18 protein-coding genes are annotated in these 23011 nt (G+C 73.8%); 5 read left to right on the top strand and 13 right to left on the bottom strand.

Annotated features, from left to right (window positions below; all coding sequences use genetic code 11):
* Positions 1–102 precede the first annotated feature (102 nt).
* From sbnA to ACWDRR_RS01675, 3 genes are all read left to right on the top strand, one after another.
* Complete coding sequence (gene sbnA, locus ACWDRR_RS01685; RefSeq protein WP_449770166.1) at positions 103–1122, top strand: 2,3-diaminopropionate biosynthesis protein SbnA; 1020 nt, start codon at positions 103–105, stop codon at positions 1120–1122.
* The gene (sbnB, locus tag ACWDRR_RS01680) at positions 1116–2129 is read left to right on the top strand and encodes a 2,3-diaminopropionate biosynthesis protein SbnB (protein ID WP_449770165.1); all 1014 of its coding nucleotides are present in this window, start codon (positions 1116–1118) and stop codon (positions 2127–2129) included. The genes sbnA and sbnB overlap by 7 nt, the downstream gene beginning before the upstream one ends.
* Before the next feature lie 184 nt (positions 2130–2313).
* The gene (locus ACWDRR_RS01675; RefSeq protein WP_449770164.1) at positions 2314–4632 is read left to right on the top strand and encodes an ATP-binding protein; all 2319 of its coding nucleotides are present in this window, start codon (positions 2314–2316) and stop codon (positions 4630–4632) included.
* 145 nt (positions 4633–4777) lie between these two features.
* Here the strand turns inward: ACWDRR_RS01675 and ACWDRR_RS01670 are convergent, their stop codons facing one another.
* Positions 4778–4972, bottom strand: a complete 195-nt coding sequence (locus ACWDRR_RS01670; protein WP_449770163.1) for a hypothetical protein — start codon at positions 4970–4972, stop codon at positions 4778–4780.
* Between the two features lie 341 nt (positions 4973–5313).
* A complete protein-coding gene (locus ACWDRR_RS01665) occupies positions 5314–6513 on the bottom strand; it encodes a serine hydrolase domain-containing protein (RefSeq protein WP_449770162.1) in 1200 nt (399 codons plus the stop codon).
* A gap of 355 nt (positions 6514–6868) precedes the next feature.
* Between ACWDRR_RS01665 and ACWDRR_RS01660 the strand changes: the two genes are divergently transcribed.
* On the top strand, positions 6869–7417 hold the full coding sequence (locus ACWDRR_RS01660) for a hypothetical protein (protein WP_449770161.1): 549 nt from the start codon (positions 6869–6871) through the stop codon (positions 7415–7417).
* Between the two features lie 141 nt (positions 7418–7558).
* Here ACWDRR_RS01660 and aspS read toward each other — a convergent pair whose 3' ends face one another.
* The 5 genes from aspS to ACWDRR_RS01635 all read right to left on the bottom strand — a co-directional run bounded on the left by aspS (position 7559) and on the right by ACWDRR_RS01635 (position 13731).
* The gene (aspS, locus tag ACWDRR_RS01655; protein ID WP_449770160.1) at positions 7559–8866 is read right to left on the bottom strand and encodes an aspartate--tRNA(Asn) ligase; all 1308 of its coding nucleotides are present in this window, start codon (positions 8864–8866) and stop codon (positions 7559–7561) included.
* Positions 8867–8997: 131 nt separating this feature from the next.
* The gene (locus ACWDRR_RS01650; protein WP_449770159.1) at positions 8998–10113 is read right to left on the bottom strand and encodes a hypothetical protein; all 1116 of its coding nucleotides are present in this window, start codon (positions 10111–10113) and stop codon (positions 8998–9000) included.
* Positions 10097–11287, bottom strand: a complete 1191-nt coding sequence (locus tag ACWDRR_RS01645; protein ID WP_449770158.1) for an amidohydrolase family protein — start codon at positions 11285–11287, stop codon at positions 10097–10099. Before ACWDRR_RS01645 ends, ACWDRR_RS01650 begins: the two co-directional genes overlap by 17 nt.
* 32 nt (positions 11288–11319) lie before the next feature.
* Positions 11320–12315, bottom strand: coding sequence for a TauD/TfdA family dioxygenase (locus ACWDRR_RS01640; RefSeq protein ID WP_449770157.1), 996 nt, complete (start codon positions 12313–12315; stop codon positions 11320–11322).
* A gap of 180 nt (positions 12316–12495) precedes the next feature.
* Complete coding sequence (locus tag ACWDRR_RS01635; protein WP_449770156.1) at positions 12496–13731, bottom strand: helix-turn-helix transcriptional regulator; 1236 nt, start codon at positions 13729–13731, stop codon at positions 12496–12498.
* 70 nt (positions 13732–13801) lie between these two features.
* On the opposite strand from ACWDRR_RS01635, the gene ACWDRR_RS01630 reads away from it, so the two are divergent.
* Positions 13802–14443, top strand: coding sequence for an HAD family hydrolase (locus ACWDRR_RS01630; protein WP_449770155.1), 642 nt, complete (start codon positions 13802–13804; stop codon positions 14441–14443).
* A 122-nt stretch (positions 14444–14565) separates the two neighbouring features.
* On the opposite strand, the gene ACWDRR_RS01625 is transcribed toward ACWDRR_RS01630, so the two are convergent.
* The 6 genes from ACWDRR_RS01625 to ACWDRR_RS01600 all read right to left on the bottom strand — a co-directional run bounded on the left by ACWDRR_RS01625 (position 14566) and on the right by ACWDRR_RS01600 (position 22952).
* Complete coding sequence (locus tag ACWDRR_RS01625; RefSeq protein ID WP_449770154.1) at positions 14566–15468, bottom strand: helix-turn-helix domain-containing protein; 903 nt, start codon at positions 15466–15468, stop codon at positions 14566–14568.
* Positions 15469–15661: 193 nt separating this feature from the next.
* Positions 15662–16480, bottom strand: coding sequence for an alpha/beta fold hydrolase (locus tag ACWDRR_RS01620; RefSeq protein ID WP_449770153.1), 819 nt, complete (start codon positions 16478–16480; stop codon positions 15662–15664).
* A gap of 122 nt (positions 16481–16602) precedes the next feature.
* Positions 16603–17571, bottom strand: a complete 969-nt coding sequence (locus ACWDRR_RS01615) for an alpha/beta hydrolase (RefSeq protein ID WP_449770152.1) — start codon at positions 17569–17571, stop codon at positions 16603–16605.
* A 317-nt stretch (positions 17572–17888) separates the two neighbouring features.
* Positions 17889–18872 (bottom strand): AraC-like ligand-binding domain-containing protein, encoded by a 984-nt coding sequence (locus tag ACWDRR_RS01610; protein ID WP_449770151.1) that lies wholly within the window; start codon positions 18870–18872, stop codon positions 17889–17891.
* A 270-nt stretch (positions 18873–19142) separates the two neighbouring features.
* Positions 19143–21860 (bottom strand): BREX system ATP-binding domain-containing protein, encoded by a 2718-nt coding sequence (locus ACWDRR_RS01605; RefSeq protein ID WP_449770150.1) that lies wholly within the window; start codon positions 21858–21860, stop codon positions 19143–19145.
* Positions 21861–22130: 270 nt separating this feature from the next.
* Positions 22131–22952 (bottom strand): alpha/beta fold hydrolase, encoded by an 822-nt coding sequence (locus ACWDRR_RS01600; RefSeq protein ID WP_449770149.1) that lies wholly within the window; start codon positions 22950–22952, stop codon positions 22131–22133.
* Between the last annotated feature and the right edge of the window lie 59 nt (positions 22953–23011).

Here is a 23011-nt window from a genome sequence, read left to right as displayed (position 1 = left end):
CGGGGACAGCCGGACAACCCCTCGATCCAGTGCAGACAGGAGGAACCAGCGTGTTCCGCACCATGCTCGGGCCGCGCCCCGATCCGACGGGGCGAGGCCATCATGCCGGGACCTGACGACCGGCCGACCGGCGTGCTCGGCACGATCGGCGGCACCCCGCTGGTCGAACTCGCCAAGCTCGCCCCGGGCCGGCACTTCACCACCTACGCCAAGCTGGAGGCGTTCAACCCCGGCGGCAGCATGAAGGACCGGTCGGCGCTGGAGATGCTCCGCGAGCGGATCCGCACCGGCGCGCTGGTGCCCGGCCGCTCGGTGGTCGTCGAATCCAGCTCCGGCAACCTCGGGATCGGGCTCGCCCAGGTCTGCGCCTACTACGGGCTCCGGTTCATCTGCGTGGTGGACCCGCGCACCAACCGGCAGAACATCGCGGTGATGCGGGCGCTCGGCGCCGAGGTCGAGGTGGTCCACGAGACCGACCCGGCGACCGGCGAGTACCTGCCCGTCCGGATCCGCCGCATCAGCGAGCTGACCGCCCGCATCCCCGGTGCGTACTGGCCCAACCAGTACGCCAACCCGCTGAACCCGCAGGCGCACCGGCGGACGATGCGCGAGATCCTGGACGCGGTGCCCGGCGGCGTCGACTACCTGTTCTGCGCGACGAGTTCGTGCGGCACCCTGCGCGGCTGCGCCGAGCACGTCCGCGACCTCGGACTGCCGGTGACCGTCGTCGCGGTGGACGCCCGGGGCAGCGCCATCTTCGGCGGCGTCCCGACCTCCCGGCTGATCCCCGGCCACGGCGCGGCCGTCCGGCCGGCGCTCTACCGCGACGGGCTCGCCGACGAGGTCGTCCACGTCACGGACCTCGACTGCGTGGTGGGCTGCCGGCGGCTCGCCGCCCGAGAGGCCGTGCTGGCCGGCGGCTCCTCCGGCGCGCTGGTGGCGGCCCTCGACCTGATGGCCGACCGCATCCCCGCGGGCTCGCGCTGCGCGGTCGTCCTGCCGGACCGCGGCGAGCGCTACCTCGACACGATCTACAACGACGAATGGGTCGCCCGCCACTTCGGCGACGTGTCCCACCTGTGGAAGGAGAAGGAGAACGCGATGGAGGTGGCACCATGCTGATCCTGGGAGCCGGGGAGGTCCGGCAGGTCCTCGACGGTGCCGAGAGCGAGGTCGTCGCGGCCGTCCGCCGCGCCTACGTCCTGCACGACCGGGGCCGCACGGCCCTGCCGCACTCGGTCTTCCTGCGCTTTCCCGACGAGCCGCGCAACCGGATCATCGGACTGCCCGCCTACCTCGGCGAGGACGTCCCGGTGGCGGGCATCAAGTGGATCTCCTCCTTCCCCGGCAACACCGCCGCCGGCCTGGAACGCGCCTCCGCCGCGGTGATCCTCAACTCCATGGCCACCGGGCACCCGGAGGCCCTGCTGGAGGGCTCGGTGATCTCGGCCCGGCGCACCGCGGCGAGCGCCGCGCTCGCCGCGTCCGTCCTGGGCTCCGAGACCCCCGAGACCGGCGCCGCCCTGATCGGCTGCGGCGTGATCGGCTTCGAGATCCTCAACTTCCTGCGGGCCGTGCTCCCGGACCTCGGCGCCGTCACCGTGTTCGACCTCGACCGCGCCCGCGCGGAGGCCTTCGCCGCCCGCTGCGCGGCCCGCTGGCCCGAGCTCAAGACGGCCGTCGCCGACACCGCCGAGGAGGCGCTCGCCGCCCACCGGCTGGTCTGCCTGGCCACCACCGCCGCCACCCCGCACCTGACCACCGAGGCCTGCCGGCCCGGCACCCTGGTGCTGCACGTGTCGCTGCGCGACCTGACGGTCGAGAGCATCCTGGGCGCCGTCAACGTGGTCGACGACGCCGACCACGTGTGCCGCGAGGGGACCTCCCTGCACCTCGCCGAACAGCGGGTCGGCAACCGGGAGTTCATCGCCACCTCGATCGGCGCCGTGCTCCGCGCCGACGAGCCCTTCCGGCGCCCCGAGGACGGCGTCACGGTGTTCTCGCCGTTCGGGCTCGGCGCGCTCGACCTGGCCCTGGCCGGTCTGGTCCACCGGCAGGCGCGGGAGCGCGGGCTGGGCACCCGCGTGCCGGGGTTCCTGCCGGAGGCCGCCGGAGCCACCGCCGGCTGACCGCACCGGCGCCGCCGGGGCCCCGGGCCCGCCGCCCGTCCGGGCGGCCCCCGGGCCCCGGCCCCGGCGGCGCGGGGTGGCGGCCGGGGCCCGGGTGCCGCCTGCCCGGTGGCCGGAATCTGCGGGTCGCCGCAGGTCAGAGCCGTCCACCGGTATGATGATTCCTCACCTATCGGGGGGTCAGATGAGCCAGCCGGAGCCTCCGGCCCTGGGACCGCTGCTGCGGGCGCACCGCCACGACGCCGGGTTGACCCTGGAGGAGCTGGCGGAGGGTTCGGGGGTCAGCGGCCGCGCCATCGGCGACATGGAGCGCGGCCACAGTCGCGGCCCGCAGGCCCGCACTGTCCAGGCCCTCGCCACCGCCCTCGGGCTCGGCCCCGCCGACACCGAGGCACTGCTGGGCGCGGCCCGCGCAGGTCGGCGGCGGCATGCGGCCACCGAGGCGCCCGGCCTCTGCGACCTGCCGCCCGCGGTACCCGACTTCACCGGTCGCGAGGGCGAGACCGGCTGGCTCGCCCGAACCGCCGGCGCCCCGGCCGGTCCACCGGTCTCAATCGTCTCCGGCGCGCCCGGGCTGGGCAAGACCGCACTCGTGGTGCACGCCGGGGCGCGGCTGGCCGACCGGTTCGCGGACGGCTGCTTCTTCGTCGACCTGCGCGGCCTGGACACCGAACCGGTCGCCCCGCACGACGCCCTGGGCCGCCTGCTGCGGGCCCTGGGCGTCCGCGAGCGCGACCTGCCGGGCGAGACCGACGAGCGCCGCGGGCTCTACCGCCGGCTGATGCGCGAGCGGCAGGCCCTCGTCGTCCTCGACAACGCCGCCCACGAGGCCCAGGTACGCGCCCTGTTGCCCGGCCCGGGCCAGGGCCGGGTCTGGGTGACCAGCCGCCGCACGCTCGCCGGGATCGAGCACGCGCGGCGGCTCGTCCTGGCGCCGCTGCCCGTCGGCGCCGCCACCGCGCTGCTCGGCGCGATCCTCGCGCAGCGCGAGGACGAGGCGGCCGGTGCGGGCGGGCCGACCGGCACGGACGGGTCGACCGGCTCGGGCGGGTCCGGCCCGGCGGCGCTGGCGCGGATCGCGGAGCTGTGCGGGCACCTGCCGCTGGCGCTGCGCATCGCCGGGAACCGGTTGTTGAGCCGGCCGGCCTGGAGCGCGGACGGCCTCGCCGAGCGGCTCGGGGACGAGGACCTGCGCCTCCAGCGCCTGACCGCCGGCGATCTGCGCATCCGCTCGGCGTTCCGGCTCTCCTACGAACAGCTCTCCGAGCCGGTGCGCCGCCTCTTCCGCCGACTGGCGCTCGTCCCGGGTGCGGACTTCGACACGGGGGCGGGCGCCGCCCTCACCGGTCTGCGGCCGGACCTGGTCGAGGAGATGCTCGACGAGCTCCTCGACCTGGGCCTGCTCGGCCACACCGCCGGCGACCGGCTGCTCTTCCACGACCTGCTGCGGCTCTACGCGCGCGAGCGGCTCCAGGAGGAGGAGACCCCGCAGGAGCGCACCACCGCCGAGGCGGCGCTGCACCGCTGGCTGCTCGACACCGCGGCGGCGGCCGGTCAGTGGTTCCAGCCCGGCCCGTCGCCGGACGACGGGGCGACGGTGAGGGCGGGGTTCGGCTCGGCCCGGGCCGCGCAGGCCTGGCTGGAGGCCGAGAGCGCCAACTGGCTGGCCGCGCTGCGCGTCGCGGCCGCGGCCGGCCGCCACGACGAGGTGGTGCGGACGGCGGAGTCCATGCACTGGTTCTCCGACCGCTGGACCAACTGGGGCCACTGGCCCACCGTTTTCGGGCTGTCCCGCACGGCAGCGCACGCGCTGGGCGACGACGTCCTCGCGGCCACCCACGCCAACTACCTGGCCTGGGCGGTGCACTACTGCTCGCACCAGCCCCGCGAGTCGTCCGCCATCGCGGAGCAGGCGGCCGAACTCGCCCGCCGGGGCGGGGACGTCACGCAGGAGGCGTGGGCGCACTTCTACGCGGCGGCCGCCGCCGTCCGGCTGGGCGAGTCCGCGGAAGCCGTCTCCCGGGCCCGACGCTCGGCCGAGCTGTTCGCCGCGGCGGGCGACCGCGAAGGGCGGCCGCAGGCCCTGCTGGCCCTGGCCTCCGCCCAGGCTGCCACGGGCAGCCTCGGGGACGCGGTGACCACCACCGACGCCATCCTCGGCCTGCTGGCCGACCCGGCCACCGCACCCGCCGCCCACATCAGCGACTTCACCCGGACCAACGCGCTCGCCCAGCAGGGGCGGGCCCTTCTGGCGCTCGGCCGGCCCGAGGATGCCGAGCGCACCTACGCCGAAGCCCGTACGGTGGGCGCCCGGGTCGCCGTCCCCCTCCTCCAGGCCATCGCCGCCCTCGGCCAGGCGCAGGCCCTGACCAGGCTCGGGGCGCGCGAGCGCGCCCTCGAGGCCGCCCGCGAGGCCAGGACCTTCGCCGAGGCCGCCGGCGACCCGGCCCGGCTGGCCGAGGCCACCCAGCTGGAAGCCACCCTGACAGCTACTACGGACTGATCGGGGCCCCCGACCCCTTGCCCACGTCTCGTCCCGGGACTTCACGCCAGGCGCTCACTCGGAAAGCGTGTTCGGACACCCCTCACGAGTTCGAATCTCGTATCCTCCGCACCCGCCCGCCACACGGCAGACGAAGGACCCGACCTCACTGGACGTCATCCCCGAGGTGGTCGCTGTCGTTGGGTAGTCCGCTGGTCGGCCGGAGGAGCTGGCGGACGGTGACGCGGCGCCCGTCGATCCCCTCCCCGCGGACGAGGCCGGGCCGGCAGGTGTCGACGGAGGCGTCCAGGTCCACCCTCCGCTCCGCGACGAAGGTCTTGGTGCCGCTGCCGATCCGCACCTGCCCGTCGACGGGTACCGGTGCGCCGGTGGCCAGGTCTCCGACTCTGCGGTGCAGCTGCGGGTGCGGCCGTTCCGGTCCTGGACGCTCGCCAGGGCGGCGGGCATCCCGTCGTCCCGCACCGGCGCGTTCAGGCTCCGCCGGGACGGAGTCCTGCCCGGCGGCGGAGGCCTGGGGCGCCGACAGAACGCCCGGCGTCATAACGCCGATGGCCGGCGCGGCTGCGGCCGACAGGGCCCGTCTGCCGAAGTCCTTGCCGTGTCTGTCCACGCATGAGTCAACTCCTGGGGAATTGCTGGACCTTCATTCGGGTCGCCCGGGCCCGGGCGGGGTGGCGTGCCTCAGCCGCACAGGGCCCTGTCCACGGCGTCCTTCACGTGCTGCGTGGCCGCCTCGTCCGTCGGGATGGTGGTGACCGCGACGTTGGCGGCGCGGCCGTCGTCGGTGACACCGCCCCGGGTCTCGTACCCCGCGATGTCGCCGCCGTGGCCCCAGTAGACGCCGCCGCACGACAGCGGCCTGCTCGTGAGCCCCAGCCCGTAGCGGAGGCCTGAGGTCCCGGCGGGGACGGTCGTGCGCATCTCGGCGAGCTGGTCCGCCGGGAGGAGGCGGCCGGCGAGGAGCGCGGTGAAGAAGCGGTTGAGGTCGGAGTTGGTGGAGATCAACTGACCTGCGGCCCAGCCTGCGGAGGGGTCCATCTGCGTGAAGTCGCGCAGCGGTCCGTCCGCCGGGTTGCGGTGGTAGCCCCGGGGGTGCGGCTCTCGGATGGTCATCTCGCCAGGGGCGGGAAAGTAGGTGTGGCGCAGCCCGATGCGCTTGACGATGCGCCGGTCCATCTCCTCGGCGAGGGGGCGGCCGGTGACCTTCTGGACGATCAGGCCGGCCAGAACGTAGTTGGTGTTGCTGTACCCCCACGTCGTCCCCGGAGCCGCGTCGGCCTTGTACCGGAGGGCGATGTCGAGCAGCTCGCGGGGCTCGAAGTACCGGTTCCTGATCTCGTCGTCGTCGACGTGGATGCCGTACTCGGGGAGTCCGCTGGTGTGCTGAAGGAGCTGGCGGACGGTGATGCCGCGCCCGTCGATCCCCTCTCCGTGGACAAGGCCGGGCAGGTAGGTGTCGACGGTGGCGTCGAGGCCGATCTTCCCTTCGCCGACCAGTTGCAGGACCACGACCGCCGTGAACGCCTTGGTGTTGCTGCCGATCCGTACCTGGCCGTCCCTGGGCACCTTCGAGCCGGTGGTCAGGTCGCCGACTCCTGCGGTGTAGGTGCGGGTACGGCCGTTCCGGTCCTGGACGCTCGCCAGGGCGGCGGGCATCCCGTCGTCCCGCACCAGCGCGTTCAGGGCCCGCTGGACGGCGTCCGGCCTGGCGGCGGCAGCGGAGGCGGCTGCGGAACCGGGGGCGGAGGCGGCGGGCGGGGCGAGGGCGCCCAGCGTCATGACGCCGATGGCCACCGTGGCGGCGGCCGACACGGCTCGTCGCCGCCTGCCTCCCTGCTGCCGGGTCGAGCAACGAAGGCCCTGCCGGATCTGAGCACGCATCAGTCAACTCCTGGGGAATCGTTCGGTCTGGGCACGATCCTGGTTTCCGGGGCTCTCTGACCGCATCGCGGAAAAGCGGGAGAAATCGCTCCCCCGATCGGGGGAGGCTGCCGGTGGGTTGCCCGGCGATACTGGCGACCACGATCAGGGGAATCCGGCCGCTGCTGCGCGGCTCCACGTGTTCGGGTGCGCTGTCCGCCTATTGCGGCGCGCTGGCGAGCCTTCCGCTGCTGCCTCGTGCCCTGTTGCCGGCGCTGTCGTGGCGATCCGCTCCGGAAAGCGTGCAGATCGTCCTGGTCCTGCTGGTCCGGGCGGTGCCGGTGATCCCGTCCGTGGTGGGCCGTTGCTCCGGGAGATGTTCCATGACGATGACATGGAGGTGCGCAAAGCGGCAGCGCGTTCCCTGCGCGCCGTGGCCTCGCTACCGCCCGGAGTCTCGGACTCGCTCATCGACTCCTTCCTCTCCGGCCCTGCCTCCGCCGAGCACCCCGACATCCTGGCCGCGTCGCTCTCCCGGTCCACGATGCGACTGCCTTCCAGGGCACTTGAGGCGAGTCACGCCCTGGCTGCGGTTGCGGAGAGAGGGAGCGATGAGAGGAGACACGGATACGCCCTGATCCAGAGCCATCTGACCGAGACGGTGCTGCGGCTGTACCGCCAGGGGAATCCCGTGACCAGGGGTCAGTGCCTCGACATCATCGACGGCCTCTACCGCACGAACGCCCACGGGTCGCTTCGATGTCTTCTCCGGCGGCCGGGAACCATCCCGGCCGCCGTGCGTCTTGTGTGCTCGCCAACCGTCACCCAACACCGAAGGGCACCACTTGACAGCTGGGCTGACTGCCACGAGGCCGTGATCGCCATGGGCTTCGACGGACTCCTTGCCGGAGCGGTCCGGTCCTGACGGGCGGTATTGCAGCGCGGGTGAGCACGCTCCGGCCGACGACGGCAGGGGCTCGGAATTTGCGAGTCGCGCCCCTCCGTCCACAGGTGCAGGACCGGCTCGCTGCAGCCGTTCAGGCCCCGATCCCCCGAACGCTCCCAGCTACGGCTCCAGGCGGTGGGGCCCGCGGAAGAGGAAGGTGACCTCGCGGATGGTGGGGAGCCCCAGGAGCAGCATGAGAAGCCTGCCAAGGCCGAGACCGAGGCCGCCGTGGGGCGGGGTGCCGAAGCGGAAGCAGTTCAGGTAGCCGGCGAGGGGCTCAGTCTCCATACCCTTCTCGCGGGCCTGGGCGATGAGACGCTCGTGACGGTGCTCGCGCTGGGCGCCGGTAGTGATCTCGATGCCCTTCCACAGCAGGTCGAAGGACTCGGTGACGGTGGGGTCGTCCTCGGGCCGCAGGTGGTAGAAGGGCCGGACCGAGGCGGGAAACCGCGTCACGAACACGAACTCGTGCCCGGTCTCCTCCGCGACCAAGGCGCAGAGCTTGCGCTCGCCCTCGGGGTCGAGGTCGTCCTTGACGCCCTCGGGGTCCCATCCGGTGGCCCGGAGCTTGGTGAGGGCGTCAGCCATGGTGATGCGCGGGAACGGCGTCTCGGGGACCACGACTTGGGCGCCGAAGTGCTCGGTGATGGCGTCGCCGTGGCGCTCGGAGACCTGCTGGAGGACGCGCTGGAGGAGGCGTTCCTCGAAGGCCATGACGTCCTCGACGCCGTCGATCCAAGCGAGTTCGGCGTCGACGCCGGTGAACTCCGTGGCGTGGCGGGAGGTGAAGGACGGCTCGGCGCGGAAGACCGGGCCGATCTCGAAGACCTTGTCGATGCCGGCGGCGATGGCCATCTGCTTGTAGAACTGCGGGGACTGGGCGAGGTAGGCGGTGCGCTCGAAGTAGCCGACCTTGAACACCTCGGCTCCGGACTCGGAGGCGGTGCCCATTAGCTTGGGGGTGTGGAGCTCGGTGAAGCCCTCCTCGGCGGTGACCTCGCGCATGGCCTGCTCGACGGTGGTCTGCACCGCGAAGATCAGGTGCTGCGAGGGCCGGCGGATGTCGAGGAAGCGCCAGTCGAGTCGCTGGTCCAGACCGGTGTGCTCGTCAATGGGCAGCTTCGGCTCGGCCGGGGAGACGACCTCGACGCGCTCGGGGACGATCTCCAGGCCGCCGAGCTTGACCTGCGGGTTGCCGACAACCTTGCCGGTGATCTTCACGGCGGACTCGGCGGTGATGCTCTCGAAGGCTGCCTCGATCTCGTCGCCTTCGCCGCCTCGGGCGTGGGTGACCTGAACGAGGCCGGTGTGGTCGCGGACCAGCACGAACTGCATGCGCCGCTGGAGGCGAAGTGTGTTGATCCAGCCATAGACGGTGACCGTCTCGTCGAGGTGGCTGGGCAGGTCTGCGACGAGGGTGCGCGTCATGGCTGGCAACTCCCTGGTTGCGGGCGCGTTGGTCGCGCCAATGGCGTCGGACGGTAGACGGCCGCCCGGGGGGACTGGCTCACCATAACCGAACCTGTCCCTCCCGTGCGGCCGGATTAAGCCGTTCGTGATCAGGCGAGGCTGAACACGCCGGAGAAGAGCGGGAGTTCGTAGCGGTCGATGATGTCGTTGAAGCCGACGTGGACGTCGATCAGTCCGTCGAGGTCGTACTGGAACGGGATGTCCATCTGCTTGACGACGAACGGGGTGAGGACGGTCGGCGCGGGGCACACGCCCAGGTCGGCGATGGTCTCCAGACCGCGGAGAGTGTCTTCGGCCGGCTCGATGCCGGCGAGCAGGCAACTGCCGACTTCGAGGCGACCGAAGACGTCGACTGCGTCGGCGAAGACGGCCGTGTAGTCGTCGAAGGTCAGGGTGCCCTTGTAGCCGTGGACGTAGCGCTGGCGGTAGTCGTTGTTGACGATCTCGACGCCGGAGTTGAAGCGGCTGATCCCGGCTTCGCGCAGCGTGGTCAGGTAGTCGTGGCGGTGGGCTGCGTCGCGGCGCATGCGGTCGGGGATGACCTGGGAGACGTAGATGCCTCCGGTGTAGCCGATCCGGCGCAGGGTGGTGGCCAGGCGGCAGTGGCGATCGAGTTCGACCTTCTCATTGGTGATGCTGCCGGTGCACAGCCAGATGATGTCGTAGTTCTGGTTGATTTCCTCCGCATGGGCGTCGACGTAGGCGAGGCAGGCGTCGAAGTTGCCGGTGTAGTTGGAGCTGGCGCCGCCCTGGAGGGCGAGGATCTCCCACTCGGACTCCTTGAAGCAGAAGTCGCAGGAGAAGGCGCAGTAGGTGTGGTAGTCGAACACGAAGGAGCGCATGCCGTTCTCGCGCATGAGCCCGAAGTTGTACATGCCGGTGGGGGCGCGGTCGCCGTCGATGAACTGGGTGCTGGCGATGGCGTGCTGCTTGCCGTTGAGGTGGGCGCTGATCTGGTCGCCGTCGAACATGAACGGGGAGTTCTGGTTGACGCGGACGGTGATCTTCTTGGCGAAGCCGGGGCCGGTCAGCTGGAGCTCGATGCGGGGGACGACCTGGCCGTAGACGGGGAAGCGGATGTCGGTCGTGGTGAGCTGGACGCCGTCGCGCAGGGCGCCGAGGCGGAAGACCTCCTCGATGCGGACCTTGTCCATGCCGGTGAGGGTCAGCGGAAAGCGGTCGGCTCGGTCAGTGCGAGACGGCACGTTCGCGTTCCTTCCTGGCGGTGCGGACAGAGACGAGGCGGGCGGCGTTGGCGCCGGTCAGTCCAGCGGTGAAGGCTTCGGGGAGGGCGGCGAGTGCGTCGGCCCATTCGGCGGCGGGGTTCTTCGGGGTGCCGGGGTGGGGGTAGTCGGTGGCGAGCATGAGCCGCGCGGTGAGCCAGTCGGGCAGGCGGGTGAGGTCCTCGCCCAGGCCGACGGAGAAGAAGAACGTGTCGCGGTCGGTCAGGTAGGCGCGGGGCGGCAGCTCACACAGGCTGGTCTGGCCGTTGCCGCGCAGTGTGTGCCAGGACTCCTCGGCGCGGTCGAGCCAGGAGGGCAGCCAGCCGGCGTTGCACTCGTGGAAGGCGAAGCGCAAGCGCGGGTAGCGGTCCGGGACCCGGGCGTCGAGCAGGGCCGCGAGGTGCAGCTGGCCGGGCAGGGTCTCGTTGATGTGGTTGAACAGCGGCCCCATGGCCGGGGCGCTCAGGCTCGTGCTGCCACCGCGCCTGCGGGCGATGGGCAGGAAGTGCGGGACGGCGACCTTGTGCAGGTGTAACGCGATGTCCAGGTCCTGCGCGGCGGCGAACAGCGGCTCTGCGGGCAGGAGGCTGTCGCGGATGCCGCCGGGGATCATGGCGTGGGCGAAGCCCGCGTCGGCCAGCCGTCGCAGCCGCTCGGGCGCATCCTTGGCGGCCGGCACCTGGGCGACCGGGAGGAGGCGCTCGGGGTCGCAGCTGGCCATATCGGCGATCCAGCGGTTGTAGGCGTCGAAGTGCGCGACCGCCCAGGGGCTCGTCGGGTCGACCTCGCGGGGCCAGATCAGGCCGAGCGAGGGGAACAGCAACGTGGCGTCGATGCTGGCGGCGTCGAGCCAGGCGAGCCGCGCCGGGCCGTCCCACGACGCTCGGGTGCACGACTCCTGGTAGGAGGCGAAGACTCCGTCGGTAGGCAGGGTGTTCCAGTCGCGGATCTCGCCGTCCTCCGGCGCGGGGAGACCGCCGAGACGGCGAACCAGCGCGGAGGGGCGGCCCTGGAACAGGAGCTTGTCGCCGTCCTCCTCGTCGCGCACCACCCGGAGGCGGTCCTCGCGGAAGGCCGGGTCGAGGTAGGACTCCCAGTCCCACAGGGGTTCCATGATGTGGCCGTCGGCGTCGACGACCTTGTGTCCGTGCCACATGGCGGACCAGTCCTTTGCTCTCGGCGGGAGGGTCAGGCGGGCAGGGCGAGGGCCTTGATGTACTCGGTCGGGTAGTGGGCCAGGCGCGTGTCTGGGACGACCCGGCCGCCGGACGGCAGGCGGCGCAGGAGCAGCACGCGCTGGATCCACCGGTCGGTGCCGTTGTACGCGGGGCGGAACGCGGGGCGGCCGTGGACGGCATGGCGGTTGTCGATCAGGAGCAGATCGCCGGCGCCGAGCAGGACCGACTGAGCGCACCGGCCCAGGGCCTCCTCCAACGCGGCCAGCGCGGCAGCGCCTGCGGCCGTGATGGCGGTGATCAGGGTCGAGTACTCCAGCACAGGGCCGTCGGCGCGGTCCTTGAGCAGCGGCACCGGCTCGGTCGTGCGTCGGCCCTCGTGGTCGTAGCTGCCGCGGTCAGTGGGGAAGACGAACAGCGGCTCCCGCAGCGCGCCGCGCTCGGCGGGAGTGAGCTGGGCCAGGGCCTGGGGGATGTCCGAAACCAGCGTGACGGCCTGCCCCGTCGGGTCCGGGCGCAGGCCGAGCAGCGCCAGGAAGTCCGGTGGGTAGGCGGTGAAGCACGCCTCGGTGTGCAGCACGAGGTCGTTCGCGCCGGAGGCGGTCTGCACGTTGTGGTGTGAGGCGACGGGGTACCGGTTCTGGACCAGGTGCGCGCCGTCCCACTCGCGGTAGGCGAAGATCTCGCCCAGCCGCGCGCCGACCAGAGCCAGGACCGGCTCCGCGCCGGCCGGTCGCACCTCCGGCAGCCGGTGGAAGCTGCCCGCCGGGGTCCGCGGCAGCGCCTCGGGCATGGGAACGCCGCGGATCAGCAGGCTCGACGGACCCTGACGCGAGGCGAAGCGGTCCAGCACGGCCGTGAGGCCGTCTTCGGGCAGCGACGCCGCCGCAGTACGGGCTTGCTGGGCGAACGCGTCGCCATCGGTGTAGGGGTCCGCGCGAATCTGGCTGGCCGCCTGCCAGATTGCGGCGCTGGTGTGCGGGGCGAGGCCGACGACGGTGATCGGCATGCGTGAAGGCATGAGGGAGCCCTTCCAGAAGATGGGTGAGGGACCCCCGCTCCGGCTACTGATCGGGTCGCCTCGCGGGGTGCACCCAGCTTCGCGGCGGGCAAGGCCCGGAAATGGCACAGGAGTGCAACTCGGCACCCGGGCCGGTAAAGCTTCCCTCCGGGCGTCGCTGCCGCAGCGTCAGACGGCGATGCCCAGCCAGGTCGCGAGGCCCCGCGCTGCGTCAGGCGAGCGCTTGGACCGGTGGACGATCGCGGCGGCGGCCTCCTTGGCTCCGGAGTGCGTACGGGTGTGCTGCGGCGCGCGGCGACGAGCCTCCAGCAGCGAGGACAGGGCCCCGTCGAAGTCCCCCTGCCAACTCTGTGCCCGCGCAAGGTCGATGAAGTGGTGACTGGCCCGCTCGGCCGGCAGGCTGGAGGGCGGCACCCACCCACGAGCTCGGCGCACGGCCTCGTCGGCGTCCCCGAGCTCGACGGCGATCGCCACCTCGTGCACCTTCAAGTTGGCCGGCCCGAAACTGGTGTGGAAGTAGGCCACCTCGGCACCGACCGACTCGGCCATCACCCGCGCGATCTCCAGGTGCGCCCACGCCTGCTCCGGCTTCCGGCCGAACGCCGCCAGAACCGCAGCTCGGGAGTGCAATGCACCGTAGACGCTCGCGGCTTTGGTGTCGGTCAGTGTCCTGCCGGCGATCGCCTCCCCGGCCGCACCGAGGATCCGCAGGCCGGACTCGACCGGACCCGAGACGAAGAACGTCTCCGCCCGCACGTAGGCTGCCGTCGCCAGCATCAGCTCGTCACCCGACCGCTCGGCCGCCCAGCGGACGCGATCGATCAACGTGGTCGACAGGTCGTAGTGCCCCAGCTTGTGCGCGACGGCATCCGCACAGCGGTAGGCCGAAGACAGTAGCCAGAAGGCCAACTCCCGATCGTGGCCCGCGAGGACATCCGCCGCGACGCTCAGTTCCTCCAGCAGTGGCACGACCATCTCGCCCAATGCCCCGTACTGGCACTGCAGCCGCAGGTGCCCGGCCCGAGCGACGTCACGAGCGAGCTCTGGCAGTGGGCGGACCGGACGCCCCAGGTCAGGCGGGCAGTCGTACACGGCCACCACCCGCCGCAACTCCGGAAGACACGCCTCGCCCCGACTCGCGACCGCCCCGGCACCCTCCTCCTCGCCGAGGAGGGCGGAAACCTCGATGCGCAGGGCACGGGCGACTGCCACAGCGAGAGACCAGCTGCCCGGCCGCTGACCCGCTTCGACCTTGCTCACCAGCGACTTCGACACACCCGCGAGATCCGCCAGCTCCTGCTGAGTCAGCTCATGCAGGCTGCGCAGCTCCCGTAACCGCTGCCCAAGGTGCTCGGTGGATGCTTTCACATGGCACTCCCGGCCGACCGATACGTTACGTGCCACGTATTCTCACCCCAGAAGCGCGTCAACAGTGCCCAGTTGATGCAACCCACGGCCAACAGGGAGCGACAGCATGGCGATCCGCTCGGTGGTGTTCGACGTCGGAGAGACCCTCATGGACGACACCACATTCTGGGGCTCCTGGGCCGACTGGCTAGGCGTCCCCCGCCACACCCTCGCCGCCCTTGTCGGCGCCGTCACAGCCCTCGGCCACGACAACGCCGAGGCCCTGCGACTCATCCGGCCCGGCTTCGACCTCACTGTCGAGCGCCAGGCCCGCGAGGACGCCGGTAAGGGCGAGTCCATCAGCGAAACCGACCTCTACCCCGACGCCCGTCCTGGCCTCGCGGCCCTCCAGGCCGCTGGCCTCTGGGTCGGCATCGCGGGCAACCAGACCGCACGAACCGCCGAACTCCTCGCAGACCTCGACCTCCCCGTCGACGCCATCGCAACCTCCGGCCAGTGGGGCGTGGCCAAGCCCGACCCGGCGTTCTTCGCTCGCGTCAGAGACTGGGCACCCGGCAACCCCGATGAGATCGTCTACGTTGGCGACCACCGCGACAACGACATCATCGCCGCCAAGGCCGGCGGCCTCCGCACGGCCCACATCCGCCGAGGCCCCTGGGGGTACCTCCAAGCAGGTGACCCCGAACTCAAGGACAACGCCGACTGGCAGATCGACTCCATCATCGATCTGCCGCAGCTTCTGTTGTAGTGGGCCTGTGCGGTGGCCGTACAGGCCCCGCGCTGGGCCTCGGATCGTGGTCTCAGTCCTGGTCTCATTCACCCCCGTCCGGCCAGGTTCAGCCGTCGCCCAGCCGGCCCCTCCGCCGCAGGTCAGGCCGGGAGGGCGGGCCAGGTGGCGTCCTCACGGGTGCCCGCTTGCCAGTCGCGCGGGGTGACCCCGTAGGCGGCGCGGAAGACCCGGCTGAAGTGGCTGGTGCTCACGAACCCCCAGCGCCCGGCGACGGCGGCCACCGTGGCCGGCCGGGCCGACGGGCGGGCCAGGTCGCGTCGGCACATCTCCAGGCGCCGGCGCTGGATCCAGCGGCCCACGGTGACGCCCTCGTGCTGGAAGAGCTTGTGGAGGTAGCGCACCGAGAAGTGGTGGGCGGCCGCGATCGTCTCCGGGGTGAGACCGGGATCCCCCAGCCGCCGCAGGATGTACTCCTTCGTCCTGGCGATCGTGGCGCGGAGCTCCTCGGGCACCGGTCCGACCGCCCGCCGGCGGTGCTCGTGGGCGAGGACGGTGAGCAGGTCCAGGGCCGTGGTGGCGAGCCGGCCGGCCAGCTGCGGGTCCAGCGAGACCACCGGACGGGCGAGGCGCCCCAGGTAGGCGGCCACCAGCGCGGCCGTCCCGGTGTCCGTCCCGAACGCCGTCCCGGACAGCTCCAGCAGGTCCTCCTCGGCCACCCCGGCGGCTTCCCGGGGCCAGTGGAACGCCGTGCCGGAGTAGGCGTCCGACACCTCCAGGACGACCGGGCGGCCGGCCCGGGCGACCGCGAACGTGCCCGGTCGCAGCGGCAGCCGGTGGCCGTCCAGCTGCAGCGTGGCCGTGCCGTGCTGCGGGAGGACGAGGGTGATGTGGTCCTCGCGGCCGCACAGCACCACACTGCGGCCGTGTGCGACCGGCCACGAGCCGGCCACGATCGAGGAGACCCGCAGCGGGCCGAGCCGGTGGCCGGCGATGCTCGCGGCGAAGGGGACACTCCGGGGCGGGAGGGGGGTGAGGACTGACATCGGTACTCCTGCGACGGCCGCCCGGGCGGGCCCGGGCGGCCGTGTGCTGACACGGGGTGAGGGGAGGGGCGCGGGGCGACGCGGCCCGCACTCCCATCCCAGCCGCTCGGGCGGTGGGAGACCAGGAAGAACAGCAGGAGGAACTCCGCCCTGCCAGCACCGCGCCGGCACCGCGCGGGCGAGGACGCACCGGTCAGGCGAGGAAGGCGGCCAGTTCGGTGTTGACCTCGTCGGCGTGGGTGAAGATCAGGCCGTGCGGTGCGCCCGGGACGATCCGCAGGGTGGCGTCGGCGAGCAGGGCGGCCAGCGGTTCGGCCGACGCGGCCGGTGGCAGGGTCCGGTCGGCGGCGCCGTGCAGGACCAGCACCGGCACGTCGATCCGGGGCAGGTCGGGCCGCAGGTCGGTGCCCCAGGCGTGCGCGCAGGCGGCGGTGGCGCGGACGGAGGACTCCAGGGCCGCTCCCCCGTGGTAGGCGGCCAGCCGGTCGCTCACCGCGCCGCCGCCCAGCAGGTCCACCGCGTACAGGTCGTGCAGGTAGCCGGTCATGAAGGCGGTCCGGTCGGTGACCACGGTCTCGCGCAACACCGTCAGCGCGGTCGGTACCGCACAGGGGGCGTCGGACGGGGTCGGCGGGACGGCGGCGATCAGGACGGCGGACCGGACCCGTCCCGAGCCGTGGACGGCCAGGTAGCGGGCGACCTCGCCGCCGCCGAGCGAGTAGCCCACCAGGGTGGCGTCCCGCAGGTCGAGCGCGGTCAGCAGCGCGTGCAGATCGGCCGCGAGGGTGTCGAGGTCGTACCCGTCCCGGGGGCGGTCGGACCGGCCGAAGCCACGGCGGTCGTAGCTGACGACGCGGTGGCCGGCCGTCAGGAGGGCCGCCTCCTGGCTCTCCCAGGAGGCGGCGTTGAGCGGCCAGGCGGGCACCAGGACCACCGGGCGGCCCGTCCCGTGGTCCTCGTAGTAGAGGCGCACCGGGGCGGCGTTCTCCTCGGCGACGGTCAGGAAGGGCATGCGGGGCTCCGTGGTTCGGTCGGTGCGGGGACTCGTCGACCGTACGGACGGGCGGGGGCGCGGCTGTGCCGTCAGCGCATGCCCACTGGCCGCCGGGCGACCACGACCGGCGGGGCGGCCGACTACCAGGAGTGGCGGTGCAGGGCGATGTGCAGGGTGTCCACGGCCTGGATGAGGGCGGAGCGGGCCGAGTCGGTGCGGCAGTGCGAGTCGAACAGCACGAAGCCGTGCGGGACGCCCTGGTAGCGGGTGGCCACCACGGGGACTCCGGCCCGGCGCAGCCGAGCCGCGTAGGCCTCGCCCTCGTCCCGCAGGACGTCGGCCTCCGCGGTGATCACCAGGGCCGGTGGCAGGCCCGCGAGCTCCTCCAGGCCGGCGCGGAGCGGGGCCGCGGTGGCCTGCGCGCGGTGGGCCGGGTCGGGCAGGTAGGCGTCCCAGAACCGGCGCATGTCCGCCCGGTGGAGGAAGTACCCCTCGGCGAAGGCGCGGTAGGACGGCGTGTCGAAGTCCGCGTCGGTCACCGGGCAGAGCAGCACCTGGTGGAGCAGCCGGGCGCCGCCGCGCCGGCGCAGCAGCAGGGTCAGGGCGGCAACCAGGTTGGCGCCCGCCGAGTCGCCGGCGGCGGCGATCCGGCTCCCGTCGAGCCCGATCTCGTGCCCGTGCGCGGCGATCCAGCGGGCGACGGCGTAGCACTGCTCGACCGCGACCGGGAAGCGCGCGGCGGGCGGGCGCCCGTAGTCGACGAAGACCACGGCGGCGTCGGCGCCCACGGCGAACTCGCGCAGCAGGTGGCGGTAGCTGTCGGCGTCCCCCAGCGCCCAGCCGAGGCCGTGCAGGAACAGCACGACCGGGGTCGGCCGGGCGGCGTCGACCGGGCGGACCACCTGGACCCGGACGCGGCCGACCGGGGTCGGCAGCGCCAGCCAGGCGGCGTCCGTGTCCTGGTGACCGTCCGACGGGTGCGGCCCGGCCAGGAAGGAGAGGTCCGGCGGCGCGGACGCGTCCGATCTGCGGGCGCGGGTGGTCAGGAACTCCTGGAGGCCGTCGTCGAGGACCGGGCTCCGGCCGTCGGGGGTGGTGCTGTCGGACACGGGTGCGCTCCTGGCGTGGCGGCCGGCCGGGCCGGCTTCGCGGGTGGTCGTCGCCCCGCCCTCGCGCCCGGCGGCGCGGCGTACGGTGGCCGCCGCGGCGGTTCCGGGCACGGCGGCGAGCCGGGGGGACTGCCACCGTGCCCGGAGGTCGTGCCGGGCGGGGCCGGAGCGCCCGGACGGCACCTCGCCACGCTAGGCGGCGGCCGGCCCGCGCACGGTGCCGAGAGCGAACCGGAATCAGCCCCTCCGCGCACGGCCGCCCCGGCGCGCACTCCCCGACGCGACGGTCCCGGCGGCGCGGGGGCCCCGTCGGCCCGTCAGGCCCCGTCGGTGCGGTCGGCCCCCTCGGTACGTCGCGCCCGCCATTCGCGCGGGGACGTCCCGTACGCGGCCCGGAAGGACCGGCTGAAGTGCGCGGGGTTGACGAACCCCCAGCGCTGGGCGACCGCCGAGACCGTCGGTGCGCTGCGGCTGCGCCGCCCGAGCTCCCTGGCGCACTCCTCCAGCCGGCGCCGCTGGATCAGCCGGCTCACCGTCACCCCCTCCTTCTCGAAGAGCCGGTGCAGGTAGCGCACCGAGATGCGGTGGGCGTCGGCGATGCTCTGCGGGGTCAACCCGGGATCACCGAGGTGGCGGTCGATGTGGGTGCGGACCAGCCGGACGAGGTGGGTGTTCGCGGCGTCGGGCTCGACGGCCGGCCGGCCCGCGAGCTCGGCGACGAGGGTGAGGAAGAGGTCGGCGACGCTGCCGGCCAGCAGATCGCCGACGGCCGCCGGATAGCTGGGCGCGGCGTCGGCGAGGGTGTCGAGGAAGGGGAGCAGCACGGCCCCGAGGCTCTCCCGCGAGCTGACGGCCCGCCCGGTCACCCGGCGGATCTCGGCCTCCGGCACACCGAGCAGTCGGTGCGGCAGGTGGAACACATGGGAGCGGAAGCGCTGCGGGTAGTCGACCGAGTAGGGCCGCGCGGTGTCGTACAGCACGAGGTCGCCGGCCGCGACCTCGGCCCGGCGGCCGTCCTGGGTCAGCACGGCGTGGCCGGACACCTGGACGCCCACCGCCACCTGGGCCTCCGCCCCGGGCGAGCGCGCGATCAGGCCCGGTGTCCGGGACAGTCGCGTCGCGTCCGCCTCCAGCGTGGACACCCGCAGGCAGCCCAGCCGGTGCGAATCCAGGCGGCCGTCGAACGGGCCGTCGGCGAGCGGCAGCACCTCCACCGGCGCCAGGGCGTGGGACACCGCCCGGCCCCAGTGCACCACCTTCTCCGCGTCCGGCACCGCAGTGGTCGTGACCTGCAGGTTCACCTGGCTGTCCCTCTTCTCTCGGCGTTCACGGCCGAAGCCCCGCAGGTCCAGCCTGGTCCGGGAAGCGGGCGGTCGCCTAGGTCATCTGACTGTCGCTCCGCCCGGCGGCGGCGGCCGTGCGCCGTGAGGCACGAGGAGTGCACGGCCGGCACAGCGGACGGGGTGGCGCAGGGCCCCGGCGGGCGCGGCAGGTGACGGGGCGGGACGCGGCCCGGCGGGCGCGGCAGGTGACGGGGCGGGACGCGGCCCGGCGGGAGAGCCCGGCGGGGCTCAGTGGCCCTCCAGGGCCCGGGTGAGCGCCGCCCGCGAGGCGATCCCGAGCTTGGGGAAGACCTTGTACAGGTGTGCCGCGACGGTGCGGTGCGAGAGTCCGAGCCGGTGGCCGATCTCCTTGTTGCTGAGGCCGGTCGCGGCGAGCCTGGCGATCCGCAGCTCCTGCCCGGTCAGTGCGTCGGGCGCCCGGTGCGGCTCCGGTGCGAGCGGGCCGCCCGCGGCGCGCAGTTCCTCCTCGCAGCGCCGGGCCCACGGCTCGGCCTGGAGCCGTCGGAAGGCCCGGTGCGCCGCGCGGAGCACCTCCCGGGCGTCGGCCCGGTGGCGGCGGCGCAGCCACGAGCCGTGGGCCAGCCGCAACCGGGCCAGTTCGAAGACCCACTGGTCGGCGCCCGGCACGGCGTACGCGGCGCGGTAGGCGTCGTCGGCCGCGTCGTCCTCGGCCGCCAGGGCGGCGGCCGCGGCGAACAGGAAGGCATGGTGGCCGGAGATCTCGCCGGGCCGCTCGGCCTGCGCGGCGGCGACGTGGGCGCGGGCCTCGGCGCGGCGGCCCGTGTGCACGGCGGCCTCGACCAGGTCGAAGGCGAGCTGGTGGAACCAGGGCAGGCCGCTGGGCGTGTGCCCGGCCGGGGTGAGCCCGGTGAAGTGCGTGTACGCCTCCTCGTACCGCCCGTGCGCCAGGGCGGCCAGGCCCTGCAGGTGGGTCAGCCGGTCCAGCACCAGACGCATCCCGGCGCGCGCGGCCACCGGCCGAATCAGCCCCGCCGTCTCCCGCAGCCCCGCCTCGTCGCCCCGGCCGGCGAGGAAGTGGGCGTGGTAGTGGCGGAACATCAGCGCGTTGCAGTGGTAGCCGAGTTCCTCGGCGGCCTCGGCCTCGCGCAGGCACACGGCGGCGAGGTCCCAGCGGCCGCGCAGGAAGTCCTGGTAGCACTTGGCCTTGGCGACGGAGCCCTGGGTGGCGTAGCCGTGCAGGCCGGTGAAGCGCCGCCAGAGGTCGCCGTCGGCCACGTCGACCGCCGAGGCCGTCCAGAGCAGCAGCCAGGCCGCCCCGGCCTCCTGCTCCTCGCTCATCCGGTCGACCACCGCGCTCAGCTCCCCGGCCACGCCGCCGGCGGTCCGGGCCGGGTCGAGCCAGGCCCGGTGGCAGAGCCGGGCGGGCTCCGAGACGTGCGCGTGGTGCCGCTCCAGCGCCCGCCAGGCCCTGGGGTCGTCGGTGTAGGTCGCGGTGAGCAGCAGTTTGAAGAAGACCTGCTCGGCCAGTCCGTCGAAGGGCTCGGCGCCGGGTGCGGTCAGCGCGTCGAGGGCCGCGGGCAGCAGTGCGGAGGCGGACTCGAAGTCGATCCGGTGGCTCTGGTCGACGTACACGACCGCGTAGGCGAACAGCGGGGCGATGTCGGACGGCACCGGACCGCTCTTCAGCTCCTCCACCAGGGCCGCGGTGTACCGCAGCTGCCCGCCGCGGGCCGCCATCACCGCGGCCCAGGTGAGCCGGCGGGCGCGCTGGTCGGGGTCGGCGCTGAGCACGGCGGCGCGGTCGAGCAGCAGCGCTCCTTCGGCGTCGCCGCCCCGGCGGGCCAGCCCGGTGCCGGCCTCCTGGAGGCGGCGGGCCAGGTCCTCGTCCGGGAACAGGGCCGCGGACGCCTCGTGGACCAGCCGCTGGGGATCGTGCGGCGCCAGGCACCGCGCGAGCGCGCGGTGGGCCTCGCGCTGCGCGGCCGGCGCGGCCGCCGCGATCACGGCCGTGCGCACCAGGGGGTGACGGAAGACCAGGCGTCCGGCCGGGTCGAGGCGGGCCAGGCCGCCGGCCTCGATCTGTTCCAGCGCCTCCTGCGCGCCGTGGCCCGCGACGGCCCGCAGCCAGACCCCGCCCGCGGAGTCCGGGCCGGCGGCCAGGGCTGCCAGCAGCAGCAGCCGGCCGGCCGACGGGGTCACCGCCGCGAGCCGGCCGGCGAACATCCGCTCCAGGTGCCGGCCCAGCGGCAGGCGGTCGGGCAGCGGGACGACACCCCGCCGCTGTTCGGCGGCCAGCTGCCGCGGCAGTTCCACCAGCGCCAGCGGGTTGCCGGCCGCCTCCCGCAGGACACGCTGCGCGGCGGTCGCCGCCAGCTGCGGGTAGCTCCGGTGCAGCAGCAGGGCGGCGTCCGGTTCGGAGAGCGCCCGCACCTCGATGGGCTCGGCCGACCACGCCTGGGCCACCGGGCCGCCCGGCCGGCTCGCGCCGACGATCACCAGCGGCAGCTCGGCGCAGCGCCGGCGGACGAACGCGAACACCGTGGCACTGGAGGAGTCGATCCAGTGCAGGTCGTCCAGCAGCAGCAGGAGCGGCCCGCCCAGCGAGGCCTCGGCGAGCAGCGCCAGGGTGGCGGCACCGACGGCGAACCCGCTCGGCGCCGTACCGGCCCGGACGCCCAGGGCGCTTTCGAGAGCCGCCCGCTGGTGGGCCGACAGCGTGCGGGAGTCGTCCAGCAGGGCCCAGAGCGCCTGGTGGAGCGCCCCGAACGCGAAGTCCGTCTCCGCCTCGGCGCCGACCGCCCGCAGGACGGTGAACCCGCGCTCGCGCGCCTCGCGGGCCGCCCACTCCAGCAGCGTGCTCTTGCCGACACCGGGCTCGCCCCGCACCAGCACGGCGGAGCCGCCCGCACCGTCCGCCGCCCGGGCCAGTGCCGCGTCCAGCCGGTCCGTCTCCCGCCGGCGGCCGATCAGGAGCGGGCCGCACACCTCCTGCACCGTCGCTCCCCCGGACCGGCGGCCGCCCGCGGGCGGCCGGGCTGTCGTCACTCCCCGCGCCGGCGCGCGGAACCCGTCGGGCCGGGGTCGCCCGACGGCGACCCGTCGCCGGGCAGGGACAAGGCTAACCGCCTGTCAGCCGTGCGCGTGCCGGGCCGGGGACGCCCGCGGAGCCCCGCACCCGCGCATCGGCGCAGGCGGGGGCCCTGGGGGTACGAGGTGACTGCCGTGCAGGTGAGCGAGGTCGCAGGAGCGACGGGGTCAGGCGCCGACGAACTCCAGCAGGTCCTCGGTGAACGCGGTCTCGTACGCGCCGACCAGGCCGTGCGGGGCGCCCGGGTAGACCTTGAGGACGCCCTGGGACAGCAGCTTCACGGCCTTCTCGGCGGAGGCGGCGATCGGGACGATCTGGTCGTCGCCGCCGTGGGCGACCAGGACCGGGATGTCGATCTTCTGGAGGTCCTCGGTGAAGTCGGTCTCGGAGAACGCCTCGATGCAGTCGAGGGCGCCCTTGAGGCCGGCCTGCATGCCCTGGAGCCAGAACTCGCGGCGCTTGCCGTCGGAGACCGCGGCGCCGGGCCGGTTGAAGCCGAAGAACGCCTCGCTGAGGTCGTAGTAGAACTGCGACCGGTCGGCGGCCACGCCGGCCCGGATGCCGTCGAAGAACTCGATCGGGGTGCCCTCGGGGTTGGCCTCGGTCCGCAGCATCAGCGGCGGCACGGCGCCGAGCAGGACGGCCTTGCGCACCCGGCCGCTGCCGTGGCGGCCGAGGTAGCGGGCGACCTCGCCACCACCGGTCGAGTGGCCGACCAGGACGGCGTCGGTGAGGTCGAGCTGCTCCAGCAGCTCGGCCAGGTCGTCCGCGTACTGGTCCATGTGGTTGCCGTCCCAGGTCTGGTCGGACCGGCCGTGGCCGCGCCGGTCGTGGGCGACGACCCGGTAGCCGGCCTCGGCGACGGCGACGGCGAGGCTGTCCCAGGCGTCGGCGTTCAGCGGCCAGCCGTGGGAGAGGACGACCGGACGACCGGTGCCCCAGTCCTTGAAGAACTTCTGCGAGCCGTCGGAGAGCGTGATGAAGGGCATGATGCGCCTTTCGGTGTCGGTGTCGGTGTCGGTGTCGGTGTCCCGGCCGGGCCGGTGGG

The organism is Kitasatospora sp. NPDC003701 (genome assembly GCF_053587085.1).
Note: the sequence above shows the minus strand (reverse complement) of the source record. Positions and strands in the feature narration are given on the sequence as shown.

Excerpts from the sequence above, each read along its gene's own strand:
- sbnA (WP_449770166.1), top strand. The coding sequence starts at position 103 with ATGCCGGGACCTGACGACCGGCCGACCGGCGTGCTCGGCACGATCGGC.
- sbnB (WP_449770165.1), top strand. The coding sequence starts at position 1,116 with ATGCTGATCCTGGGAGCCGGGGAGGTCCGGCAGGTCCTCGACGGTGCC.
- ACWDRR_RS01675 (WP_449770164.1), top strand. The coding sequence starts at position 2,314 with ATGAGCCAGCCGGAGCCTCCGGCCCTGGGACCGCTGCTGCGGGCGCAC.
- ACWDRR_RS01665 (WP_449770162.1), bottom strand. The coding sequence starts at position 6,513 with ATGCGTGCTCAGATCCGGCAGGGCCTTCGTTGCTCGACCCGGCAGCAG.
- ACWDRR_RS01660 (WP_449770161.1), top strand. The coding sequence starts at position 6,869 with ATGTTCCATGACGATGACATGGAGGTGCGCAAAGCGGCAGCGCGTTCC.
- aspS (WP_449770160.1), bottom strand. The coding sequence starts at position 8,866 with ATGACGCGCACCCTCGTCGCAGACCTGCCCAGCCACCTCGACGAGACG.
- ACWDRR_RS01645 (WP_449770158.1), bottom strand. The coding sequence starts at position 11,287 with ATGTGGCACGGACACAAGGTCGTCGACGCCGACGGCCACATCATGGAA.
- ACWDRR_RS01640 (WP_449770157.1), bottom strand. The coding sequence starts at position 12,315 with ATGCCGATCACCGTCGTCGGCCTCGCCCCGCACACCAGCGCCGCAATC.
- ACWDRR_RS01630 (WP_449770155.1), top strand. The coding sequence starts at position 13,802 with ATGGCGATCCGCTCGGTGGTGTTCGACGTCGGAGAGACCCTCATGGAC.
- ACWDRR_RS01625 (WP_449770154.1), bottom strand. The coding sequence starts at position 15,468 with ATGTCAGTCCTCACCCCCCTCCCGCCCCGGAGTGTCCCCTTCGCCGCG.
- ACWDRR_RS01620 (WP_449770153.1), bottom strand. The coding sequence starts at position 16,480 with ATGCCCTTCCTGACCGTCGCCGAGGAGAACGCCGCCCCGGTGCGCCTC.
- ACWDRR_RS01600 (WP_449770149.1), bottom strand. The coding sequence starts at position 22,952 with ATGCCCTTCATCACGCTCTCCGACGGCTCGCAGAAGTTCTTCAAGGAC.